Origin of the sequence: Rhizobium sp. R339 (assembly GCF_002211395.1) — a bacterium.
In the GTDB taxonomy this organism is placed as follows: Bacteria; Pseudomonadota; Alphaproteobacteria; order Rhizobiales; family Rhizobiaceae; genus Rhizobium.
On the sequence record NZ_LOKV01000023.1, the window covers coordinates 137,323 to 153,545 of the forward strand.

The window sequence follows — 16,223 nt, forward strand, 5'->3', positions numbered from 1 at the left end:
CATTCCAAAGCCCGATCAGCCGCCGATGGCAGCTTTGCGGACTTCGACAACAGTGTTGTAGAACTCGTGCTTGACGGGGGCATAGCCCTTGTAATCACCGCCTTCGACGGCTGCGAAGCACTTGTGATCCTTTTCCGGCAACGCCGTGAAGAAGGCTGCGAGCTTCGTCTGCCACTCCTGGCCTAGAGCGTTGCGAACGACGAGCGGACCGTTCGGGATCAGCGGCGAACGCCAGACTTCGACCAGCTTGTTCGGATCGACGGCGCCCTTGTCGACTTCCTTGCGGAAGGTGCCGGAGGTGTAGCCGTCCTTGAAATCGCCGATGCCCGAGGAGTCGTCGACGGCAACGTCGACCTTGCCGTCATAGGCGGCGAGAAGGTTGTTCTCATGGCCGCCGTTGAACTGCGTCGAAGCGAAGAACTTGTCATTCGGCATGCCCGTATCCTTCGGGATCTGCGTCAGCGGCACGAGATAGCCCGAGGTGGAATCCGGATCGGCATAACCGAGCTTCTTGCCCTTGGCGTCCTTGATGGTCTTGATGCCGGAGGACTTCAGCGCGAGGCCGATCGAGTGGTAGCCGGTCGAACCGTCCTTCTGCTGCGTCGTGAGGATCGGCGTAACGGCCTTCGGATCCTTGATGTAGACGGCTGCATAGCCGGAAGCGCCGAGTTCGGCGAAGTCGAGCGTGCCGCCGAGCAGGCCCTGGATGACGCCGTCATAATCGGCGGCCGGGAAGAGCGAGACCTTCTCGAAGCCGAATTCCTGCTTCAGGTGGTCGGCGAGGCAGGCATAGTTGCGCAGGCGGTCGGTTTCGTTTTCGCCGCCGAGGATGCCGATACGGAATTCCTTGAGGTCTGCGGCGTTGGCGGCGCCGGCGAGCGCAAACAGCGCCGTTGCCGCAAAGAGTGCTTTCTTCAACATGCGTTCTCTCCTATCGGCCGGTGTCCCCGGCCTTCCCGTTACAAAGAAATGTGCCCTTGACGCGGGCCTTCGATCGCGGCCGTCCCGCTCAGAGACCGGCCAGCGCCAGCGGCTGGACGCCGGCGGATTGATTGTCCGCCCGCTCGGGCGCGATGTTGATCGATGTGGAGGTCATCGTTTCGTCGATGCCGGCCCCGTCCCTGTCCGTCCCGTAGATCGCCCTCACCGCGTCGGCCGTCAGTTCCGACGGCTTGCCGTCGAAGACGACGCGGCCGCCGGCCATGCCGACGATGCGCTCACAATAGTTGCGGGCGGTATCGAGCGTGTGCAGGTTGGTGATGACGGTGATGCCCTCGCGCTCGTTGATATCGCGCAGCGCGTCCATGACGATCTTGGCGTTCAGCGGATCGAGCGAGGCGATCGGCTCGTCGGCAAGCACCATCTTCGGGTTCTGCATCAGCGCGCGAGCGATCGCCACGCGCTGCTGCTGTCCGCCGGAAAGCGTGCCGGCCGCCTGCAGTGCCGTCTGCTCGATGCCGAGGCGTTCGAGGGCGGCGATCGCATGCACGCGCTCCTCGCGGGTGAAGATGTTAAGCAAGCTGAGAAACGTCGAGCGGTGATTGAGGCGGCCGAGCATGACATTGGTGAGAACATCGAGGCGCGGCACCAGGTTGAACTGCTGGAAAATCATCGCACAGTCGCGCTGCCAGTTGCGCAGCGCCCGGCCGCGAAGCCCGGAAACCTCGACGCCGGCGAAGTGAATAGAGCCGGAGCTCGGCTCCTGCAGGCGGTTGATCATGCGCAGCAGCGTCGACTTGCCGGCGCCGGAGCGGCCGATGATGCCGACCATCTGGCCTTGGGGAATGCTGAGCGTGACGGTGTCGACGGCGAGCTTGCTTCCGAAACGGCGTGTGACATTCTGCAGCTCGAACATCATGCTCTTCCCTTGTATTCCAGGCTCTGATGAGCATCGCATTAGTCCCGCTTCGTGAACCTCGCGTGTCATATTTGTGTAGTTCGTGTCACAATTCTCCGTGCCTATATCGGAGGTTTAGCCAGCATATCTCGCCAGAAAATCTTCCGCGCTCAGGTTGCGAAAATCCTGCAACGCCTGGCGCAGAAGGTCATGGTCCCAGTCCCACCAGGCAAGCCGGTCCATGCGCTCGCCGACCGCTTTCGGAAAGCGCTCGCGGATCAATTGAGCCGGCACACCGCCGACGATCGAGTAGGCCGCGACATTCTTCGAGACGACGGCGCCGGCGCCGATCACCGCGCCGTTGCCGACGCTGACGCCCGGCAGGATCGTCGCCCCATGGCCGATCCAGACGTCGTTGCCGATCGTCACCCGGTTTGCGCGCCGCCAGGCGAAGAAATCTTCCTCCACGTCGCCGTCCGGCCAGTAGTCGGCGGCGCGATAGGTGAAATGGTGCAGCGTCGCACGCCAGGTCGGATGATTGGTGGCGTTGATGCGCACGGCGGCGGCGATGTTGACGAACTTGCCGATCGTCGCGCACCAGACGGAGCCGTCCTGCATGATGTAGGAATAGTCGCCGAAGGTGGCCTCGCTGATGCGGCAGCGATCGGAGACCTCCGTATAGCGCCCGAAGGTGGAATCGCTGACCTCGGCCGTTGCGTGGATATAGGGCTCGATATCAAGCTTGCGGCTCATGCGGCGATCTCACGCGGCGAGAATTGCTGGACGTCGAGGATGCGGTCGGCGACCGCCTCGCGCACTTCCTTGTCGTGGAAGATGCCGAGAAGGGCGACGCCCGCCTTTTTCTTCTCCGCGATCATATCGACGACGACGGCACGATTCTTGGCATCGAGCGAGGCTGTGGGTTCGTCGAGAAGCAGGATCGTATGCTCAGTGATGAAGCCGCGGGCAATGTTGACGCGCTGCTGTTCGCCGCCGGAGAAGGTGGCGGGCGGAAGCTGCCACAGCGCTTCCGGCAGGTTGAGCCGGGCAAGCAGGGCGCCCGCCTTTTCCCGTGCTGGTCCGGCTGCCTCGCCATGCGCCACCAGCGGTTCCGCCACCACGTCGATTGCCGCGACGCGCGGCACGGTGCGCAGGAATTGGCTGACATAGCCGAGCGTATTGCGCCGCACGTTGAGTATGGTGCGCGGATCGGCGGAAGCGAGATCGACGATGCGCTCCTCGTGGCGGACGAGGATCTGGCCGGTATCGACGGCGTAGTTGCCGTAGATCATCTTGAGCAGCGAGCTTTTGCCGATGCCCGACGGGCCGCCGAGCACGACGCATTCGCCTGATGCGACCGAGAAGGCGACATCGGAGACGACAGGCAGCCGGATGCCGTCGCGCAGGTGCATGGTGAAGCTCTTCGAGACTTCGGAAACGACGAGGGGCGTTGGCATGATGTCTTCTTCCTTGGTTTTGGACCTGCAGCGGCGCTCAGACCTGCAGGATCGAGGAAACGAGCAGTTGTGTGTAGGGTTCGCGCGGATCGTCGAGCACCCGGTCGGTGAGCCCGTGTTCGATGACGTGGCCGTCCTTCATCACCATCATGCGATGCGATAGCAGACGCGCGACCGCAAGATCGTGGGTGACGATGATGGCAGAGAGGCCGAGATCGTTGACGAGACCGCGCACGAGATCGAGCAGGCGCGCCTGCACGGAGACGTCGAGGCCGCCGGTCGGCTCGTCCATGAAGACCAGCCGCGGACCGGTGACGAGATTGCGGGCGATCTGCAGGCGCTGGCGCATGCCGCCGGAAAAGGCGCGCGGCTGGTCGTCGATGCGGTCGGCATCGATCTCGACGCGTTCGAGCCAGTCGATCGCCGAGGCGCGGATCTTGCCGTAGTGCCGGTCGCCGATCGCCATCAGTCTCTCGCCGACATTGGCGCCGGCCGAGACCGTCATGCGCAGGCCGTCGGCCGGGTTCTGATGCACGAAGCCCCAGTCCGTGCGCATCAGGAAACGCCGCTCGGCCTCGTTCATGCGGTAGAGATCGCGGTAGCTGCCGTCGCGCATGTGGTATTCGACGCTGCCCGTGCTCGGCAGCAGACGGGTGGAGAGGCAATTCAGCAGGGTGGTCTTGCCGGAGCCGGATTCGCCGACGATGGCGAGCACTTCGCCCGGCCAGAGCTCGAAAGAGACATCGCGGCAGCCGATGCGGTTGCCGTAGAATTTCGAGACATCATGGACTTTGAGAAGCGGAGTATCGCTCATTCTGCAGCCTCCCGGGCCAGCATCTCGCCGGCATGCCCCTGTGCGCGGCGGTCTTCGCAATGATCGGTGTCGGAGCAGACGAACATGCGGCCGCCCTTGTCGTCGAGGATGACTTCGTCGAGATAGACATCCTCCGCGGCGCAAAGGGCGCAGGGTTTGTCGAAGCGCTGGATGTCGAAGGGATAGTCCTCGAAATCCAGGCTGACGACGTCGGTATAGGGCGGGACTGCATAGATGCGCTTCTCTCGGCCGGCGCCGAAGAGCTGAAGGGCATCCGACATATGCATCTTCGGATTGTCGAATTTCGGCGTCGGCGACGGGTCCATGACGTAGCGGCCGTGAACCTTTACCGGATAGGCGTAGGTCCTGGAGATGCGGCCGTTATGGGCAATGTCTTCATAGAGCTTCACATGCATGAGACCGTATTCTTCCAGCGCATGCATCTTGCGCGTCTCGGTTTCGCGCGGCTCGAGGAAGCGCAGCGGCTCGGGAATCGGCACCTGATAGACGAGCACCTGTCCGGCCCTGAGCTTTTCCTCAGGGATACGGTGGCGCGTCTGGATGATCGTCGCTTCGCTTGTGTGAGTGGTCACCGCGACATTGGCGACCTTCTGGAAGAAGGCGCGGATGGAGACGGCGTTGGTCGTGTCGTCGGCGCCCTGGTCGATGACCTTCAGCACGTCGTCGGGCCCGATGATCGAGGCCGTCACTTGCACGCCGCCGGTGCCCCAGCCGTAGGGCATCGGCATTTCGCGCGAGGCGAAGGGCACCTGATAGCCGGGAATGGCGATCGCCTTCAGGATGGCGCGGCGGATCATCCGCTTGGTCTGTTCGTCGAGATAGGCGAAGTTGTAGCTGGCCAGATCGCTCATTCGGCGGCTTCCTTCATGTCTTCGCCGCTGTTGCGGGCGGCTTCGAATTCGCGACGCATGCGGCGGACGAGATCGAGTTCGGCCTGGAAGTCCACATAATGCGGAAGCTTCAGATGCTCGACGAAGCCTGTCGCCTGGACGTTGTCGGAATGGGAGATGACGAATTCCTCGTCCTGGGCCGGCGCGGTGATATCCTCGCCGAGCTCTTCAGCCCGCAATGCGCGATCCACCAGCGACATCGCCATCGCCTTGCGCTCGCTCTGGCCGAAGACGAGCCCATAGCCGCGGGTGAATTGCGGCGGCGCCTTGGCCGACCCCTTGAACTGGTTGACCATCTGGCATTCGGTGATCTGGATGGTGCCGAGCGAGACGGCGAAGCCGAGTTCCGATACATCGAACTCCACCTCGACCTCGCCGATGCGGATCTCGCCGGTGAAGGGATGATTGCGGCCATAGCCGCGCTGCGTGGAATAACCGAGCGCCAGCAAAAAACCCTCGTCGCCGCGGGCAAGCGCCTGCAGGCGCAGATCGCGGCTCATCGGAAATTCCATCGGCTCGCGGGTCAGGTCGCCGATCTCGTGATCCTCGGGCATGTCGCCATCGGCCTCGATCAACCCTTCCTCGCCGAGGATTTCGGAGACACGCATGACGCGGCCGGTTTCGGCAGTGCGCTGGACGGGCGCCTCGACCGCTTCATCGGAAAGCAGCGAGGGATCGAGCAGGCGGTGGGTATAATCGAAGGTGGGCCCAAGTAGCTGGCCGCCCGGCAGATCCTTGTAGGTCGCCGAGATGCGCCGCTCGATGGTCATATCAGCCGTGTCGAGCGGCCTGGAATAGCCGAAGCGCGGCAGCGTCGTGCGATAGGCGCGCAGCAGGAAGATCGCCTCGATCATATCGCCGCGCGACTGGCGGACGGCCAGTGCGGCGAGCGTACGGTCGAAAAGCGAGGCCTCGGCCATGACGCGGTCGACGGCGAGCGCCAGCTGCGCCACGATCTGGTCGATGCCGATCGCCGGCAGCGAGCGGTCGCCGCGCCGGCGGTCGGCAAGCAGGCGGTGGGCATTGGCGATGGCGGCCTCGCCACCCTTGACGGCAACATACATGAGCTCAGATCTCCGTTGCTGTGATCTTGGTGGTGCGCGGCAGGCAGAGAAACCGCTTGCCCGATGTCAGCACGATGTCGATGCCGCGGGGGAAGAGCGCGCGATTCTCGGTCCAGAGCCGTAAAAAAGTCTCCGGCAGGCCAACCGGCGCGATCTCCGCGACGCTCTGGATGCCGGGACCCATCAGCGCCAATCCGCGTCCGCCTTCGAGTGCGGAAAGTTCGATGACGAGGGTCGTCGAGCGGTCGGGGTATTCCTGCGTCCCCAATGCAAAGAGGCCGAAAGAGCAAAGCGTGGTGCCCGCCTCGATGAAGGCAAAGCGCGCATCGGCCTTTTCGGGAGTCAGCGGAGCGCCGGTATGGAAGCCGAGCCAGTCCGGCACGGCGGATTTCGCCAATCCCTGCGTCAGCCACACGGACGTGTCGTGGTCGCAAAGGGTGAGCGCGATCGCGCCGGCGGCGATGCCGAGCGGCGCCGGCGGATCGATATCCGGCCCTGCGGTCTGGATGGTGCCGGGGCGGGCCATGCCGTCCATCAGCATCTTGAAGACGCTCTGCGCATGGAAAACCGGATCGGCAAAGCCGCCGGTCAAGGCTTCTGTAGCGAGTCCCATCAGTTGTCCCCCCGCACCATGGTGAAGAAATCGACGCGGGTCGCGGCCGTCTCCTCCGCCTTGCGGCGTTCGGCGGCGGCGAGGCGTTCGGCGATCGGTAAAAGCAGCGCCTGTTCGACGAAATCCTTCGTCGCATCTTCCTGCCAGAGCGCGTCGAAGATCGCCGCAAGCCGCGCCTTCTTGCGGTCGGTGCCGAGCGCCTGCGCATGGCCGATAGAGCCGGATTCCAGCCGGACCGTCGCGCGCGTCACCGTCACTTCGCCAAGGTTGAACGGCGCCCCGCCGCCGCCGATGCGGCCGCGCACCATGACCAGCCCGGTCTCCGGTCCGCGCACCGGATGCGCCGCGGGCTTTTGCGGCAAGGCATCCCAGACCGCCTGGAGTTCGCTCCGTTCCGCACGCGCCAGCAGGTCGGCGGCGCGTTTGCGCCCTAAGACCGCCTGTGACGCAGCGTCGTTCCTGTCCGCTGATGCCATCGCCGCTTCCTCTAAAATGTCTATTGATATAGACAACCATACAAGCTATACCTAGCCTTAAATCGATGTCGTGACAAGCGTGTGACATCGCCGGCGCAGGGCAGGGGCTGAATGGCAGGATTGAAGCAGGTGCAGAGGCAGACCGGTGTGGCGCTGTGGCGTCAGATCGCCGACCGGATTCGCGAGGCGATCGGCACGGGAGCCTATGACGAGACGGAAATGGTGCCGCCGGAAACGGTGTTGGCGCTGCAATTCGGCGTCAACAGGCATACGGTGCGCAGTGCGCTTGCAGCCTTGGCGCAGGAGGGGATCGTGCGCGCGGTGCAAGGCCGCGGCACGCTGATCGAGCGCAAGGAGCGGCTGAACTTCCCGATCACCCGGCGCACCCGCTTCACCGCCGGCATCGGCGATCAGGCGCGCGAGACGCGCGGCCTTCTGCTCGATGGGGCGACGGAGGAGGCGAGCGCCGAGGTCGCCCGCTGGCTGGGCCTCAAGCCGGGGGAACAGGTTGTCCGGCTGGAAACATTGCGCCATGCCGACAAGCGGCCGGTCTCAAAGGCGACGAGCTGGTTTCCCGCCGTCCGCTTCGCCGGGATCGGCGAGGCCTATCGCAAGCACGAATCGATCACCAAGGCTTTCGCCGAACTCGGCCTGTCGGACTATGTCCGCGCAACCACCGAGGTGACGGCCGCGCATGCGGGCACGGCCGACCTCGCCGATCTGGAACTCACCCCCGGCGCGATCCTGCTGATCGCCAAGGCGATGAATACCGATCTCGACGGCGTGCCGGTGCAATATTCGATCAGCCGCTTCGCGGCCGACCGGGTGCAGTTCACGATTGAAAATTGAGAAATGACGTGCCGGCCGCTCCGGCTGGCACGTTCAGCAGGCCTCAGTGCGCGCCGGACATGTCGCCGAGCACTTCCTTTGAAGCCACGGTGGAATCGGCATTCAGCTTGTAGACCATGGGAACGCCGGTCGCGAGGTTGAGGGCGAGCACGCCTTCCTTGGTCAGCTTGTCGAGCACCATGACCAGCGAACGCAGCGAATTGCCGTGGGCAGCGACCAGCACCTTTTCGCCACGCAGCACCCGCGGCAGGATTTCGGTGAGGTAATAGGGCCAGACGCGGGCGCCGGTGTCGCGCAGGCTTTCACCGCCCGGAGGCGGCACGTCATAGGAGCGGCGCCAGACATGCACCTGTTCCTCGCCCCATTTGGCGCGCGCATCGTCCTTGTTGAGGCCGGAGAGATCGCCGTAGTCGCGCTCGTTCAGCGCCTGGTCGCGGATCGTCTGGAGATCGGGCTGGCCGACCTTGTCGAGGATGAGCTTCAGTGTGTGCTGGGCGCGCACCAGCGCCGAGGTATAGGCGACGTCGAATTTGATCCCGTATTCGGCAAGGGCGGCACCGCCGGCATTGGCTTCCTGAATGCCGAGCTCCGTCAGGTCGGGGTCCTTCCAGCCGGTGAAGAGATTCTTCAGGTTCCAGTCGCTCTGGCCGTGGCGAACGAGGACGAGGGTACCGCTCATGAATATGCCTCCGATATGTCGTTATTGGGAAGAAAGCCCGAGCACGTCGAGCATGGAATAGAGACCCGGCTTCTTGTCGCGCGCCCAGAGTGCGGCCTTGATGGCGCCGCGCGCGAAGATCGAGCGGTCGGCAGCACTGTGCGACAGGGTGACGATTTCGCCTTCTCCGGCGAAAAGCACGGAATGTTCGCCGATGACGGAGCCGCCGCGCAGCGTCGCAAAGCCGATCGTGCCGGCCTCGCGGGCTCCGGTATGGCCGTCGCGCACCCTGACCGATTTCGAGGCGAGATCGATATTGCGGCCCTTGGCCGCGGCTTCGCCGAGGAGAAGGGCGGTGCCGGAAGGCGCATCCACCTTGTGCCTATGATGCATTTCCAGGATTTCGATGTCCCAATCATCAGGTTCGAGCGCCCGGGCTGCCTGTTCGGTAAGCACGCTGAGCAGATTGACCCCGAGGCTCATATTGCCCGACTTGACGACACGGGCGTGGCGGGCGGCCGCCGCGATCCTGGCGTTGTCGTCTTCCGAACAGCCGGTGGTGCCGATGACATGGACGATGCGGGCCTGTGCGGCGAGACCGGAGAATTCCACTGTGGCAGCGGGCGAAGTGAAATCGAGCACGCCTTCGGCATGCAGGAAGGCCTGCAGCGGGTCGTCGCCGATGATGACGCCGGTCGGGCCGAGGCCGGCGATTTCGCCGGCATCCTTGCCGACGAAGGGCGAACCGGCGCGCTCGACGGCGGCATGCAGCGTCACGCCCTCGATGGAATGGATGAGCCGGATCAGCGTCTGTCCCATGCGCCCTGCTGCGCCAACCACCACCAGTTTCATCGCAGCATCGCTCATCTCGGTCATCCGTATCAGCTCAGTTTGAATCGGAGGCCGAGGGCCTCTGCAGATTGTTGAGGCGAGCGTAAAGACCGTCGCTGACCTTCGCAAGCGTCTCGTGATTGCCCTCTTCCACGACCCGGCCCTGCTGCATGACGACGATCTTGTCGGCGCGCACCACGGTCGAAAGCCGGTGGGCGATGACGACGACGGTGCGTCCGGTCATCGCCTCGTCGAGCGCCTTCTGCACGGCGGCTTCGGATTCGGTGTCGAGCGCCGAGGTCGCTTCGTCGAGCAGCAGGATCGGCGCGTTGCGGACGAGCGCGCGGGCGATCGACAGGCGCTGGCGCTGGCCGCCCGAAAGCGTCACGCCGTTTTCGCCGACCGGCGTATCGTAGCCCTGCGGCTGGGCTGAGATGAAGTCATGCGCATAGGCAAGCCGGGCCGCTTCTTCCACCTCGGCATCGGTCGCTTCCGGCCGGCCGTAGCGGATATTGTCGCGGATCGTGCCCTCGAACAGATAGGGCTGCTGCGAGACATAGGCGAGTTGCTGGCGCAGCGACTTCTTGGTGATGTGGGCGATATCCTGCCCGTCGATCAGGATTTCGCCTTCGCGCGGATCGTAAAAGCGCGGAATGAGGCTGATGACGGTGGATTTGCCCGCACCTGAAGGGCCGACGAGCGCTGTGGTTTCTCCGCCTTCGGCGACGAAGCTGACGCCGCTCAGCACGCTCTCATTGCCATAGGCGAAGGAGACGTTGCGGAATTCGATGCGGGCCTGCGTCACAACAAGCGGCCGCGCATCCGGCAGATCGCGCTGGCGCGGCTCCATGTCGAGCAACTCGTAGATCATCCGGGCATTGACGACGGCGCGTTCCATCTGCACCTGCAGGCGGGCCAGCCGGCGGGCCGGATCATAGGCAAGGAGCAGCGCCGTCACAAAGGAGAAGAAGGCGCCCGGCGGCACATTGTAATAGATCGAGCGGTAGGCGGCATAGGCAAGCACGCTGGCGACGGCAAAGCCCGCGAAGCTCTCCGTCAGCGGCGAGGTGCGCTCGGAAAGCCGCGCAATGCGGTTCGCCCGGTTTTCGGCAGCCTTGATGAGCTTGTTGACCTTGCTTTCCAGCTCCTCTTCCATCGTGAAGGCTTTGACGATGGCAATGCCCTGGATCGTCTCCTGCATCGCGCCCAGCACGTGGCTGTTCAGATGCACCGCCTCGCGGGTCGCCGAGCGGAGCCGCTTGGAAACATAGCGCAGCGCGTAAAGCAGCGGCGGCGCCATGATGAAGACGGCGAGGCTGAGCAGCGGGTCCTGCAGGACCATCACGCCAATCAGCGACACGAAGGTCAGGAGGTCGCGCACCGTCGACGTGATCGTCAGATTGAGCACGTCGCGGATGCCGGTGACGTTCTGGCTCACCTGCGCGGCGATGTGAGCCGAGCGCGCCTCGCTGAAGTAGCCGACCGAAAGCGTCATCAGATGCGAATAGAGGCGGCGCTGATATCGGGCGACGATATCGTTGCCGACCTTGGAGAGCGCCACTGCCTGGCCGTAGCTCGCAAAACCGCGCAGCACGAAGGCGACGAAGATCGAAAGACAGATGATCCAGACGACGTCGGCGCGGCGGTTGGCGAAGGCCTCGTCGATGATTGCCCGCATGATCCAGGCGGTGAATGCCGTCGAAAGCGCCACGACCACGAGGCAGGCGATCGCAAAGACATAACCCCAGAGATGGTCGCGGCCGTTTTCAGCGATGATGCGCTTCAGGATGCCGGTGACGGTATCGCTGCTGACGCTCTGCTTTCTGCTTTCCACGGCTTCCAAATATTAAGCTTCCTGTCCGAGGCCAAGCGCGCCGTAAATGCGGCGCGCACTTTCGCGGGCTCTATAAAGAGTTGGGACTGGTTTGGCTAGAGCGCCCCGCGCCCGGGAGGGGGCGCGCGCTGGTCAGCGCCGCCAGCGGCGGCCTTCCGTCGAGACGCCGAAATTGGCCGGCATGCGCGCATAGGAGGAAAGCCCGGCGAGCGCTGCCAGCGGATGCGTCACCACATAGGTCGGGATCGTGCGTAGCAGCGCGCTGTGCGGCGCCTTGTCCTCGAAGGCGGTGCGAAATTCCGGCTTCTTCAGCGCCGGGAGAATCTTCTGCGAGATGCCGCCGGAGAGGTAGACGCCGCCCCGTGCCATGAACACCATCGCCATATCGCCCGCCACGCGGCCGAGATAGGTGGCAAATAGCGACACCGTCTCCACCGCCGCCTTGTCGCTGCCAACAAGCGCATGCGAGGTGATGTCGGCCGGATCCTTCATCGTCGGCTGAATGCCGTCGACGATACAGATGGCGTTGTAGAGATTGACGAGGCCGCGCCCGCAGAGGATCTGTTCGGCCGAAACACGGCCTTCGATCGTCTCGATATGCGGGAAAATATCATAGTCGCGCTTGCTGCGCGGTCCGAGATCGATATGGCCGCCTTCGCCCGGAACCGGGATCCAGCTGTGCTGGGCATGCACGAGCCCGCCGACGCCGAGGCCGGTGCCGGGTCCGAGCACGACGCGCGACGCGATCATGTCGCCGGTGGCGCTGCCGATGCGCTCGCGGTTTTCATCCGACAGGGCGGCGATCGCCAGCGCCTGTGCCTCGAAATCGTTGACGACGAGCACGTCCTCGATGCCCAAGCCCTCGATCATCGTCCTCGGCCGCACCACCCAGTCGCAATTGGTCAGCGGGATTTCGTCGTCATTGATCGGGCCGGCGACGGCAAGGATCGCCGAACGCGGCTGCACAGCGGTCTTGTCGAGCACGCCCTTCTGGATCGCTTCGTCGATCGTCGCGAAATCCGCCGTGCGCACGTTCGGAAACTGCCTCGGCTCGGCATAGGCATCGGACAGGATGGAAAAGCGGGCATTGGTGCCGCCGATATCGCCGATCAGGATCGGGAAGGGCAGCGGAGCGGTACTGTTGTTCGGTTTTGGCATGGCCGGTCCCGTGCTGATCAGGCTTCGAGTGTGGGAAGGAGCTTTATAGCGGTCGCGTGGTTGAGCGCCATCGGAATGTCGTAGACGATCGCCAGCCGCATCAGCGCCTTCACGTCGACATCATGCGGCATCGGCGTCAGCGGATCGACAAAGAAGATCAGGGCGCCGACCTCGCCGGTCGAGATCAGCGCGCCGATCTGCTGGTCGCCGCCGAGCGGCCCGCTTTTGAGCCTAGTGACGTCGAGATCGGGGGCGGCGTCGAGCACACGCCCGCCGGTCGTGCCTGTCGCGACGATCTTCCAGCGGGAAAGGACGTCCCTGTTGGCGCGGGCGAAATCCGCCATATCGTCCTTCTTCTGGTCATGCGCAATCAAAGCGAGGCATTTGCCGCCGGCCATGAACCCAATCTCCGCCCGAACAATTCAATCGATTTGACCGCTTCTATACCAAGAGTTTGCGATTTGAAAGACAGCCTGCCGGCGCCGCTCACTGCATCACCGGCTTGTCGTTCGGAAACGGGCCGACATCCGGCAGCATCCCCTCGGCATCGGCGGCAGGGTCCGCGGCCGGAGCGGCGGTGAGCGCGCTCGCGGCGGAAGATCCGCCGTAAGTCGCGGCCTGCACGGAGGCGACGGAAGCGGAATCGAGCACGGCGCCGCAGGCCTTCGGCAGATCGGAGACCATCATCTCGCGCGGCGGCTTCGGCGGTTTGGCGCCGGGCTTCGGCGGCTTGGGTGGCGCCCACGGGGCCGGCGTGAACCAATAGGCGAGCGACTTGTCGCAGCCGTCTCCCGCGGCGACGGGAGCTTGCGGCGTGCATCCGGCTGCGCCGGGCGGGCACTTCATCCGGATGTGGAAATGCGAGTCATGGCCGTATATCGGCCGGAGCTTGCCGAGGTTGGTGCGATCGCCCGTCCAGGTGTCGCACATCTTTTTCTTGATCGCAGGATTGACGAAAATCCGCTCCACCTGGGGATAGCTCGCCGCCAGCATCAAAAGCCGCGCCCGCGATTGCGTCCATACCTTGGGATCGACGGTCAGGAACTTGTTCTTCTGCAGCATGGTTGTGAAAGGCAGGCTCTCACGCTCCTCGGCCGTCAGGCGGCGCGCCGGCATCGGCGTGAACCATATATCGGCATCGAGGCCGATCTGGTGCGAGGAATGGCCGTTGAGCATCGGCCCACCGCGCGGCTGGGCGATGTCGCCGACGAGAATGCCCGGCCAGCCGGCATACGTGACCGCATCCTGAGAAAACCGTTCCAGGAGCGCGATCATCGCAGGGTTGCCCCAGCGGCGGTTGCGCGAAAGCCGCATCGCCTGCCAGGTCGGGCCGTCGGTCGGCAGCGCCACGGCGCCGGTCATGCAGCCCTTGGCGTAGAAACCGATCGGCTGCGCCGGCCCCTCAGTCGGCAGGCTGGCGCCGCCGAACAGGGCCTTGGCGCTGCCCGGGCTCGGCTTCTTCTGCTGAGCGCCGACGTCGCCGGCGGCAAGGCTCGCGCCGATCGTGCCGGCGAGCGCCAGTTTGCCGAATGTCTTGAAAGCCTGAGCGAAGCCGAATGCCATGCTGTTCCCTTGAGAGTGATTTGCGTTCGAATCTATCGTGAAAAGTGATTTTGGTGAATCGATGTTTTGGCGGGCGTGGACTGGAACAAGCGCTGACGGATCGCGTGACGATGGACCTCGTGGAGCTGAAACGAGCGAAAGTCAAAATTTCGCGAGCCTGGCAAAAACCAAACTCTCTCCTGTTTTTCGCCAGTATTTTCCTTATTGTCGAATCTATCAATAATTAGGGGAAAGCGTGAATGGCGGCTTTGTGGTCGAAGATCGGTCTGGTTCTGTCGCTTGCCGGCGCTCTGGTGCCAGTGACTGTTATGGCCGAGGATCAGCCGTTTCAGATCGGAAGCTCTGTCATCAGCGAGATGAAGTACAAGCCGGGCTTTGCGCATTTCAATTACGTCAATCCCAACGCCCCGAAGGGCGGCGACCTGCGCCTGTCCGCGAGCGGCGCCTTCGACACCTTCAATCCCTTGCTTGCCAAAGGCCAGACGGCGGTCGGTCTTTCGCTCGTACACGACACGTTGATGAAGTCAGCCGATGACGAGCTCCTCGTCTCCTATGGCCTGCTTGCCGAGGGGCTGTCCTTTCCCGCTGACGTCTCGAGCGCGACCTTTCGCCTGCGCAAGGAAGCGAAATGGGCGGATGGCCAGCCGGTGACGCCCGAGGACGTCATCTTCAGCCTGGACAAGACCAAGGAACTCAATCCCGTCACCGCGAACTATTATCGCCATGTGGTAAAGGCCGAAAAGACCGGTGATCGCGACGTCACCTTCACCTTCGACGAGAAGAACAATCGCGAGCTCCCGAATATTCTCGGCCAGCTGGTGGTCGTGCCGAAACATTGGTGGGAGGGGCAGGGACCGGACGGCAAGCCGCGCGATATTTCCAAGACGACGCTCGAGCCGGTGATGGGGTCCGGACCGTATAAGATCGCATCCTTCTCGCCCGGTTCGACGATCCGCTATGAGCTGCGTGACGACTATTGGGGCAAGGACCTCAACGTGAATGTCGGCCAGAACAATTTCCGCAACGTCATCTACACCTATTTCGGCGATCGCGATGTCGAGTTCGAAGCCTTTCGCGCCGGCAACAGCGACTATTGGCAGGAGACGACGGCTTCCCGCTGGGCGACGGGATATGATTTTCCCGCGGTGAAGGAGGGGCGCGTCAAGAAGGAAGAGGTTGCAAACCCGCTGCGCTCCACCGGCATCCTGCAGGCTCTCGTGCCCAACATGCGGCGCGACATCTTCAAGGACGAGCGCGTCCGCGAGGCGCTGAACTACGGTTTCGATTTCGAGGAGTTGAACCGCACGGTTGCCTTCAACAGCTACAAGCGCATCGACAGTTACTTTTGGAACACCGAACTCGCCTCGTCCGGCCTGCCGCAGGGGCGTGAGCTGGAAATATTGCAGGGGATGAAGGACAAGGTTCCGCCCGAGGTCTTCACGACGCCCTACACCAATCCCGTCGGGGGCGATCCCCAGAAAAGCCGCGACAACCTCCGCAAGGCGATTGCGCTTCTGAAGGAAGCCGGATGGGAGCTCAAGGCCAATCGCATGGTCAACACCAAGACCGGCCAGCCGATGAGCTTCGAGATCCTGTTGTCGAGCCCGATACTGGAGCGCTGGGCCGTGCCTTATGCCAACAATCTCCGGAAAATCGGCATAGATGCGCGGGTGCGGACGGTCGATGCATCGCAAGCTGTCAATCGCGAGCGCAGCTTCGACTACGACATGATCTGGAATGTCTGGGCGCAGACGATGAACCCCGGCAACGAACAGGCCGACTATTGGGGATCCGGCTCGGTCAACCAGCAAGGCTCCCAGAATTATGCCGGCATCGCCAATCCGGCCGTCGACGAACTCATCCGCATGATCATCTTCGCGCCGAACCGCGATGAACAGGTAGCGGCGATCAAGGCGATGGACAGGGTCCTGCTTGCAAACCACTACGTCATTCCGCTGTTCTATCGCGGCAACTATAACCTCGCCTATTGGAACACGATCACCCATCCGGCCGAATTCCCGGCCTATAGCCTCGGCTTCCCCGATGCCTGGTGGTCAGCCTCGGCAAAATGAGCGGGCTTGCATTGCAGGGCCCCTCGGCTCCAAATGGCACAAGCGAATCACGACAAGCCGGCAAAGCCGGCAAGGGAAGGCTGACG

Annotated in this window: 17 protein-coding genes; 2 read left to right on the forward strand and 15 right to left on the reverse strand. The window is 63.6% G+C overall.

Annotation, left to right across the window (positions count from 1 at the left end; translation table 11 throughout):
* Positions 1-15 precede the first annotated feature (15 nt).
* The 9 genes from phnD to phnG all read right to left on the reverse strand — a co-directional run bounded on the left by phnD (position 16) and on the right by phnG (position 7,172).
* Positions 16-921, reverse strand: a complete 906-nt coding sequence (gene phnD / locus ATY76_RS19850) for a phosphonate ABC transporter substrate-binding protein (protein WP_088676441.1) — start codon at positions 919-921, stop codon at positions 16-18.
* Positions 922-1,009: 88 nt separating this feature from the next.
* Positions 1,010-1,855 (reverse strand): phosphonate ABC transporter ATP-binding protein, encoded by an 846-nt coding sequence (gene phnC / locus ATY76_RS19855; protein ID WP_088676442.1) that lies wholly within the window; start codon positions 1,853-1,855, stop codon positions 1,010-1,012.
* Between the two features lie 117 nt (positions 1,856-1,972).
* Entirely contained in the window at positions 1,973-2,590 is a 618-nt protein-coding gene (locus ATY76_RS19860; protein ID WP_088676443.1) for a DapH/DapD/GlmU-related protein, read from the reverse strand.
* Positions 2,587-3,294, reverse strand: coding sequence for a phosphonate C-P lyase system protein PhnL (phnL, locus tag ATY76_RS19865; protein WP_088676444.1), 708 nt, complete (start codon positions 3,292-3,294; stop codon positions 2,587-2,589). The genes ATY76_RS19860 and phnL overlap by 4 nt, the downstream gene beginning before the upstream one ends.
* 37 nt (positions 3,295-3,331) lie before the next feature.
* On the reverse strand, positions 3,332-4,108 hold the full coding sequence (gene phnK, locus ATY76_RS19870) for a phosphonate C-P lyase system protein PhnK (protein ID WP_020052375.1): 777 nt from the start codon (positions 4,106-4,108) through the stop codon (positions 3,332-3,334).
* Positions 4,105-4,980, reverse strand: a complete 876-nt coding sequence (locus ATY76_RS19875) for an alpha-D-ribose 1-methylphosphonate 5-phosphate C-P-lyase PhnJ (RefSeq protein ID WP_088676445.1) — start codon at positions 4,978-4,980, stop codon at positions 4,105-4,107. Before ATY76_RS19875 ends, phnK begins: the two co-directional genes overlap by 4 nt.
* Complete coding sequence (locus tag ATY76_RS19880; protein WP_088676446.1) at positions 4,977-6,083, reverse strand: carbon-phosphorus lyase complex subunit PhnI; 1,107 nt, start codon at positions 6,081-6,083, stop codon at positions 4,977-4,979. The genes ATY76_RS19875 and ATY76_RS19880 overlap by 4 nt, the downstream gene beginning before the upstream one ends.
* A 4-nt stretch (positions 6,084-6,087) precedes the next feature.
* Positions 6,088-6,696, reverse strand: a complete 609-nt coding sequence (gene phnH, locus ATY76_RS19885) for a phosphonate C-P lyase system protein PhnH (protein ID WP_088676447.1) — start codon at positions 6,694-6,696, stop codon at positions 6,088-6,090.
* On the reverse strand, positions 6,696-7,172 hold the full coding sequence (gene phnG, locus ATY76_RS19890; protein ID WP_088676448.1) for a phosphonate C-P lyase system protein PhnG: 477 nt from the start codon (positions 7,170-7,172) through the stop codon (positions 6,696-6,698). Before phnG ends, phnH begins: the two co-directional genes overlap by 1 nt.
* 111 nt (positions 7,173-7,283) lie before the next feature.
* Between phnG and phnF the strand changes: the two genes are divergently transcribed.
* Positions 7,284-8,021, forward strand: coding sequence for a phosphonate metabolism transcriptional regulator PhnF (phnF, locus tag ATY76_RS19895; protein WP_088676449.1), 738 nt, complete (start codon positions 7,284-7,286; stop codon positions 8,019-8,021).
* Positions 8,022-8,064: 43 nt separating this feature from the next.
* Here phnF and ATY76_RS19900 read toward each other — a convergent pair whose 3' ends face one another.
* From ATY76_RS19900 to mepA, 6 genes are all read right to left on the reverse strand, one after another.
* Complete coding sequence (locus tag ATY76_RS19900) at positions 8,065-8,700, reverse strand: 2,3-bisphosphoglycerate-dependent phosphoglycerate mutase (RefSeq protein ID WP_004673523.1); 636 nt, start codon at positions 8,698-8,700, stop codon at positions 8,065-8,067.
* A 21-nt stretch (positions 8,701-8,721) separates the two neighbouring features.
* Positions 8,722-9,546, reverse strand: coding sequence for a 4-hydroxy-tetrahydrodipicolinate reductase (gene dapB, locus ATY76_RS19905; protein WP_088676948.1), 825 nt, complete (start codon positions 9,544-9,546; stop codon positions 8,722-8,724).
* A 19-nt stretch (positions 9,547-9,565) separates the two neighbouring features.
* Positions 9,566-11,353: an ABC transporter ATP-binding protein gene (locus ATY76_RS19910; protein WP_088676450.1), complete on the reverse strand. Its 1,788-nt coding sequence runs from the start codon at positions 11,351-11,353 to the stop codon at positions 9,566-9,568.
* A gap of 123 nt (positions 11,354-11,476) precedes the next feature.
* Positions 11,477-12,502 carry a glucokinase gene (locus tag ATY76_RS19915; RefSeq protein ID WP_088676451.1) on the reverse strand — a complete coding sequence of 342 codons (1,026 nt, stop codon included), beginning with the start codon at positions 12,500-12,502 and terminating at the stop codon, positions 11,477-11,479.
* 17 nt (positions 12,503-12,519) lie between these two features.
* Positions 12,520-12,900, reverse strand: coding sequence for a methylglyoxal synthase (locus ATY76_RS19920; RefSeq protein WP_088676452.1), 381 nt, complete (start codon positions 12,898-12,900; stop codon positions 12,520-12,522).
* 88 nt (positions 12,901-12,988) lie between these two features.
* Positions 12,989-14,065: a penicillin-insensitive murein endopeptidase gene (gene mepA / locus ATY76_RS19925; protein ID WP_088676453.1), complete on the reverse strand. Its 1,077-nt coding sequence runs from the start codon at positions 14,063-14,065 to the stop codon at positions 12,989-12,991.
* A gap of 239 nt (positions 14,066-14,304) precedes the next feature.
* On the opposite strand from mepA, the gene ATY76_RS19930 reads away from it, so the two are divergent.
* Entirely contained in the window at positions 14,305-16,137 is a 1,833-nt protein-coding gene (locus ATY76_RS19930) for an extracellular solute-binding protein (protein ID WP_088676454.1), read from the forward strand.
* Positions 16,138-16,223: the final 86 nt, after the last annotated feature.

Excerpts from the sequence above, each read along its gene's own strand:
- phnD (WP_088676441.1), bottom strand. The coding sequence starts at position 921 with ATGTTGAAGAAAGCACTCTTTGCGGCAACGGCGCTGTTTGCGCTCGCC.
- phnC (WP_088676442.1), bottom strand. The coding sequence starts at position 1,855 with ATGTTCGAGCTGCAGAATGTCACACGCCGTTTCGGAAGCAAGCTCGCC.
- ATY76_RS19860 (WP_088676443.1), bottom strand. The coding sequence starts at position 2,590 with ATGAGCCGCAAGCTTGATATCGAGCCCTATATCCACGCAACGGCCGAG.
- phnL (WP_088676444.1), bottom strand. The coding sequence starts at position 3,294 with ATGCCAACGCCCCTCGTCGTTTCCGAAGTCTCGAAGAGCTTCACCATG.
- phnK (WP_020052375.1), bottom strand. The coding sequence starts at position 4,108 with ATGAGCGATACTCCGCTTCTCAAAGTCCATGATGTCTCGAAATTCTAC.
- ATY76_RS19875 (WP_088676445.1), bottom strand. The coding sequence starts at position 4,980 with ATGAGCGATCTGGCCAGCTACAACTTCGCCTATCTCGACGAACAGACC.
- ATY76_RS19880 (WP_088676446.1), bottom strand. The coding sequence starts at position 6,083 with ATGTATGTTGCCGTCAAGGGTGGCGAGGCCGCCATCGCCAATGCCCAC.
- phnH (WP_088676447.1), bottom strand. The coding sequence starts at position 6,696 with ATGGGACTCGCTACAGAAGCCTTGACCGGCGGCTTTGCCGATCCGGTT.
- phnG (WP_088676448.1), bottom strand. The coding sequence starts at position 7,172 with ATGGCATCAGCGGACAGGAACGACGCTGCGTCACAGGCGGTCTTAGGG.
- phnF (WP_088676449.1), top strand. The coding sequence starts at position 7,284 with ATGGCAGGATTGAAGCAGGTGCAGAGGCAGACCGGTGTGGCGCTGTGG.
- ATY76_RS19900 (WP_004673523.1), bottom strand. The coding sequence starts at position 8,700 with ATGAGCGGTACCCTCGTCCTCGTTCGCCACGGCCAGAGCGACTGGAAC.
- dapB (WP_088676948.1), bottom strand. The coding sequence starts at position 9,546 with ATGAGCGATGCTGCGATGAAACTGGTGGTGGTTGGCGCAGCAGGGCGC.
- ATY76_RS19915 (WP_088676451.1), bottom strand. The coding sequence starts at position 12,502 with ATGCCAAAACCGAACAACAGTACCGCTCCGCTGCCCTTCCCGATCCTG.
- ATY76_RS19920 (WP_088676452.1), bottom strand. The coding sequence starts at position 12,900 with ATGGCCGGCGGCAAATGCCTCGCTTTGATTGCGCATGACCAGAAGAAG.
- mepA (WP_088676453.1), bottom strand. The coding sequence starts at position 14,065 with ATGGCATTCGGCTTCGCTCAGGCTTTCAAGACATTCGGCAAACTGGCG.
- ATY76_RS19930 (WP_088676454.1), top strand. The coding sequence starts at position 14,305 with ATGGCGGCTTTGTGGTCGAAGATCGGTCTGGTTCTGTCGCTTGCCGGC.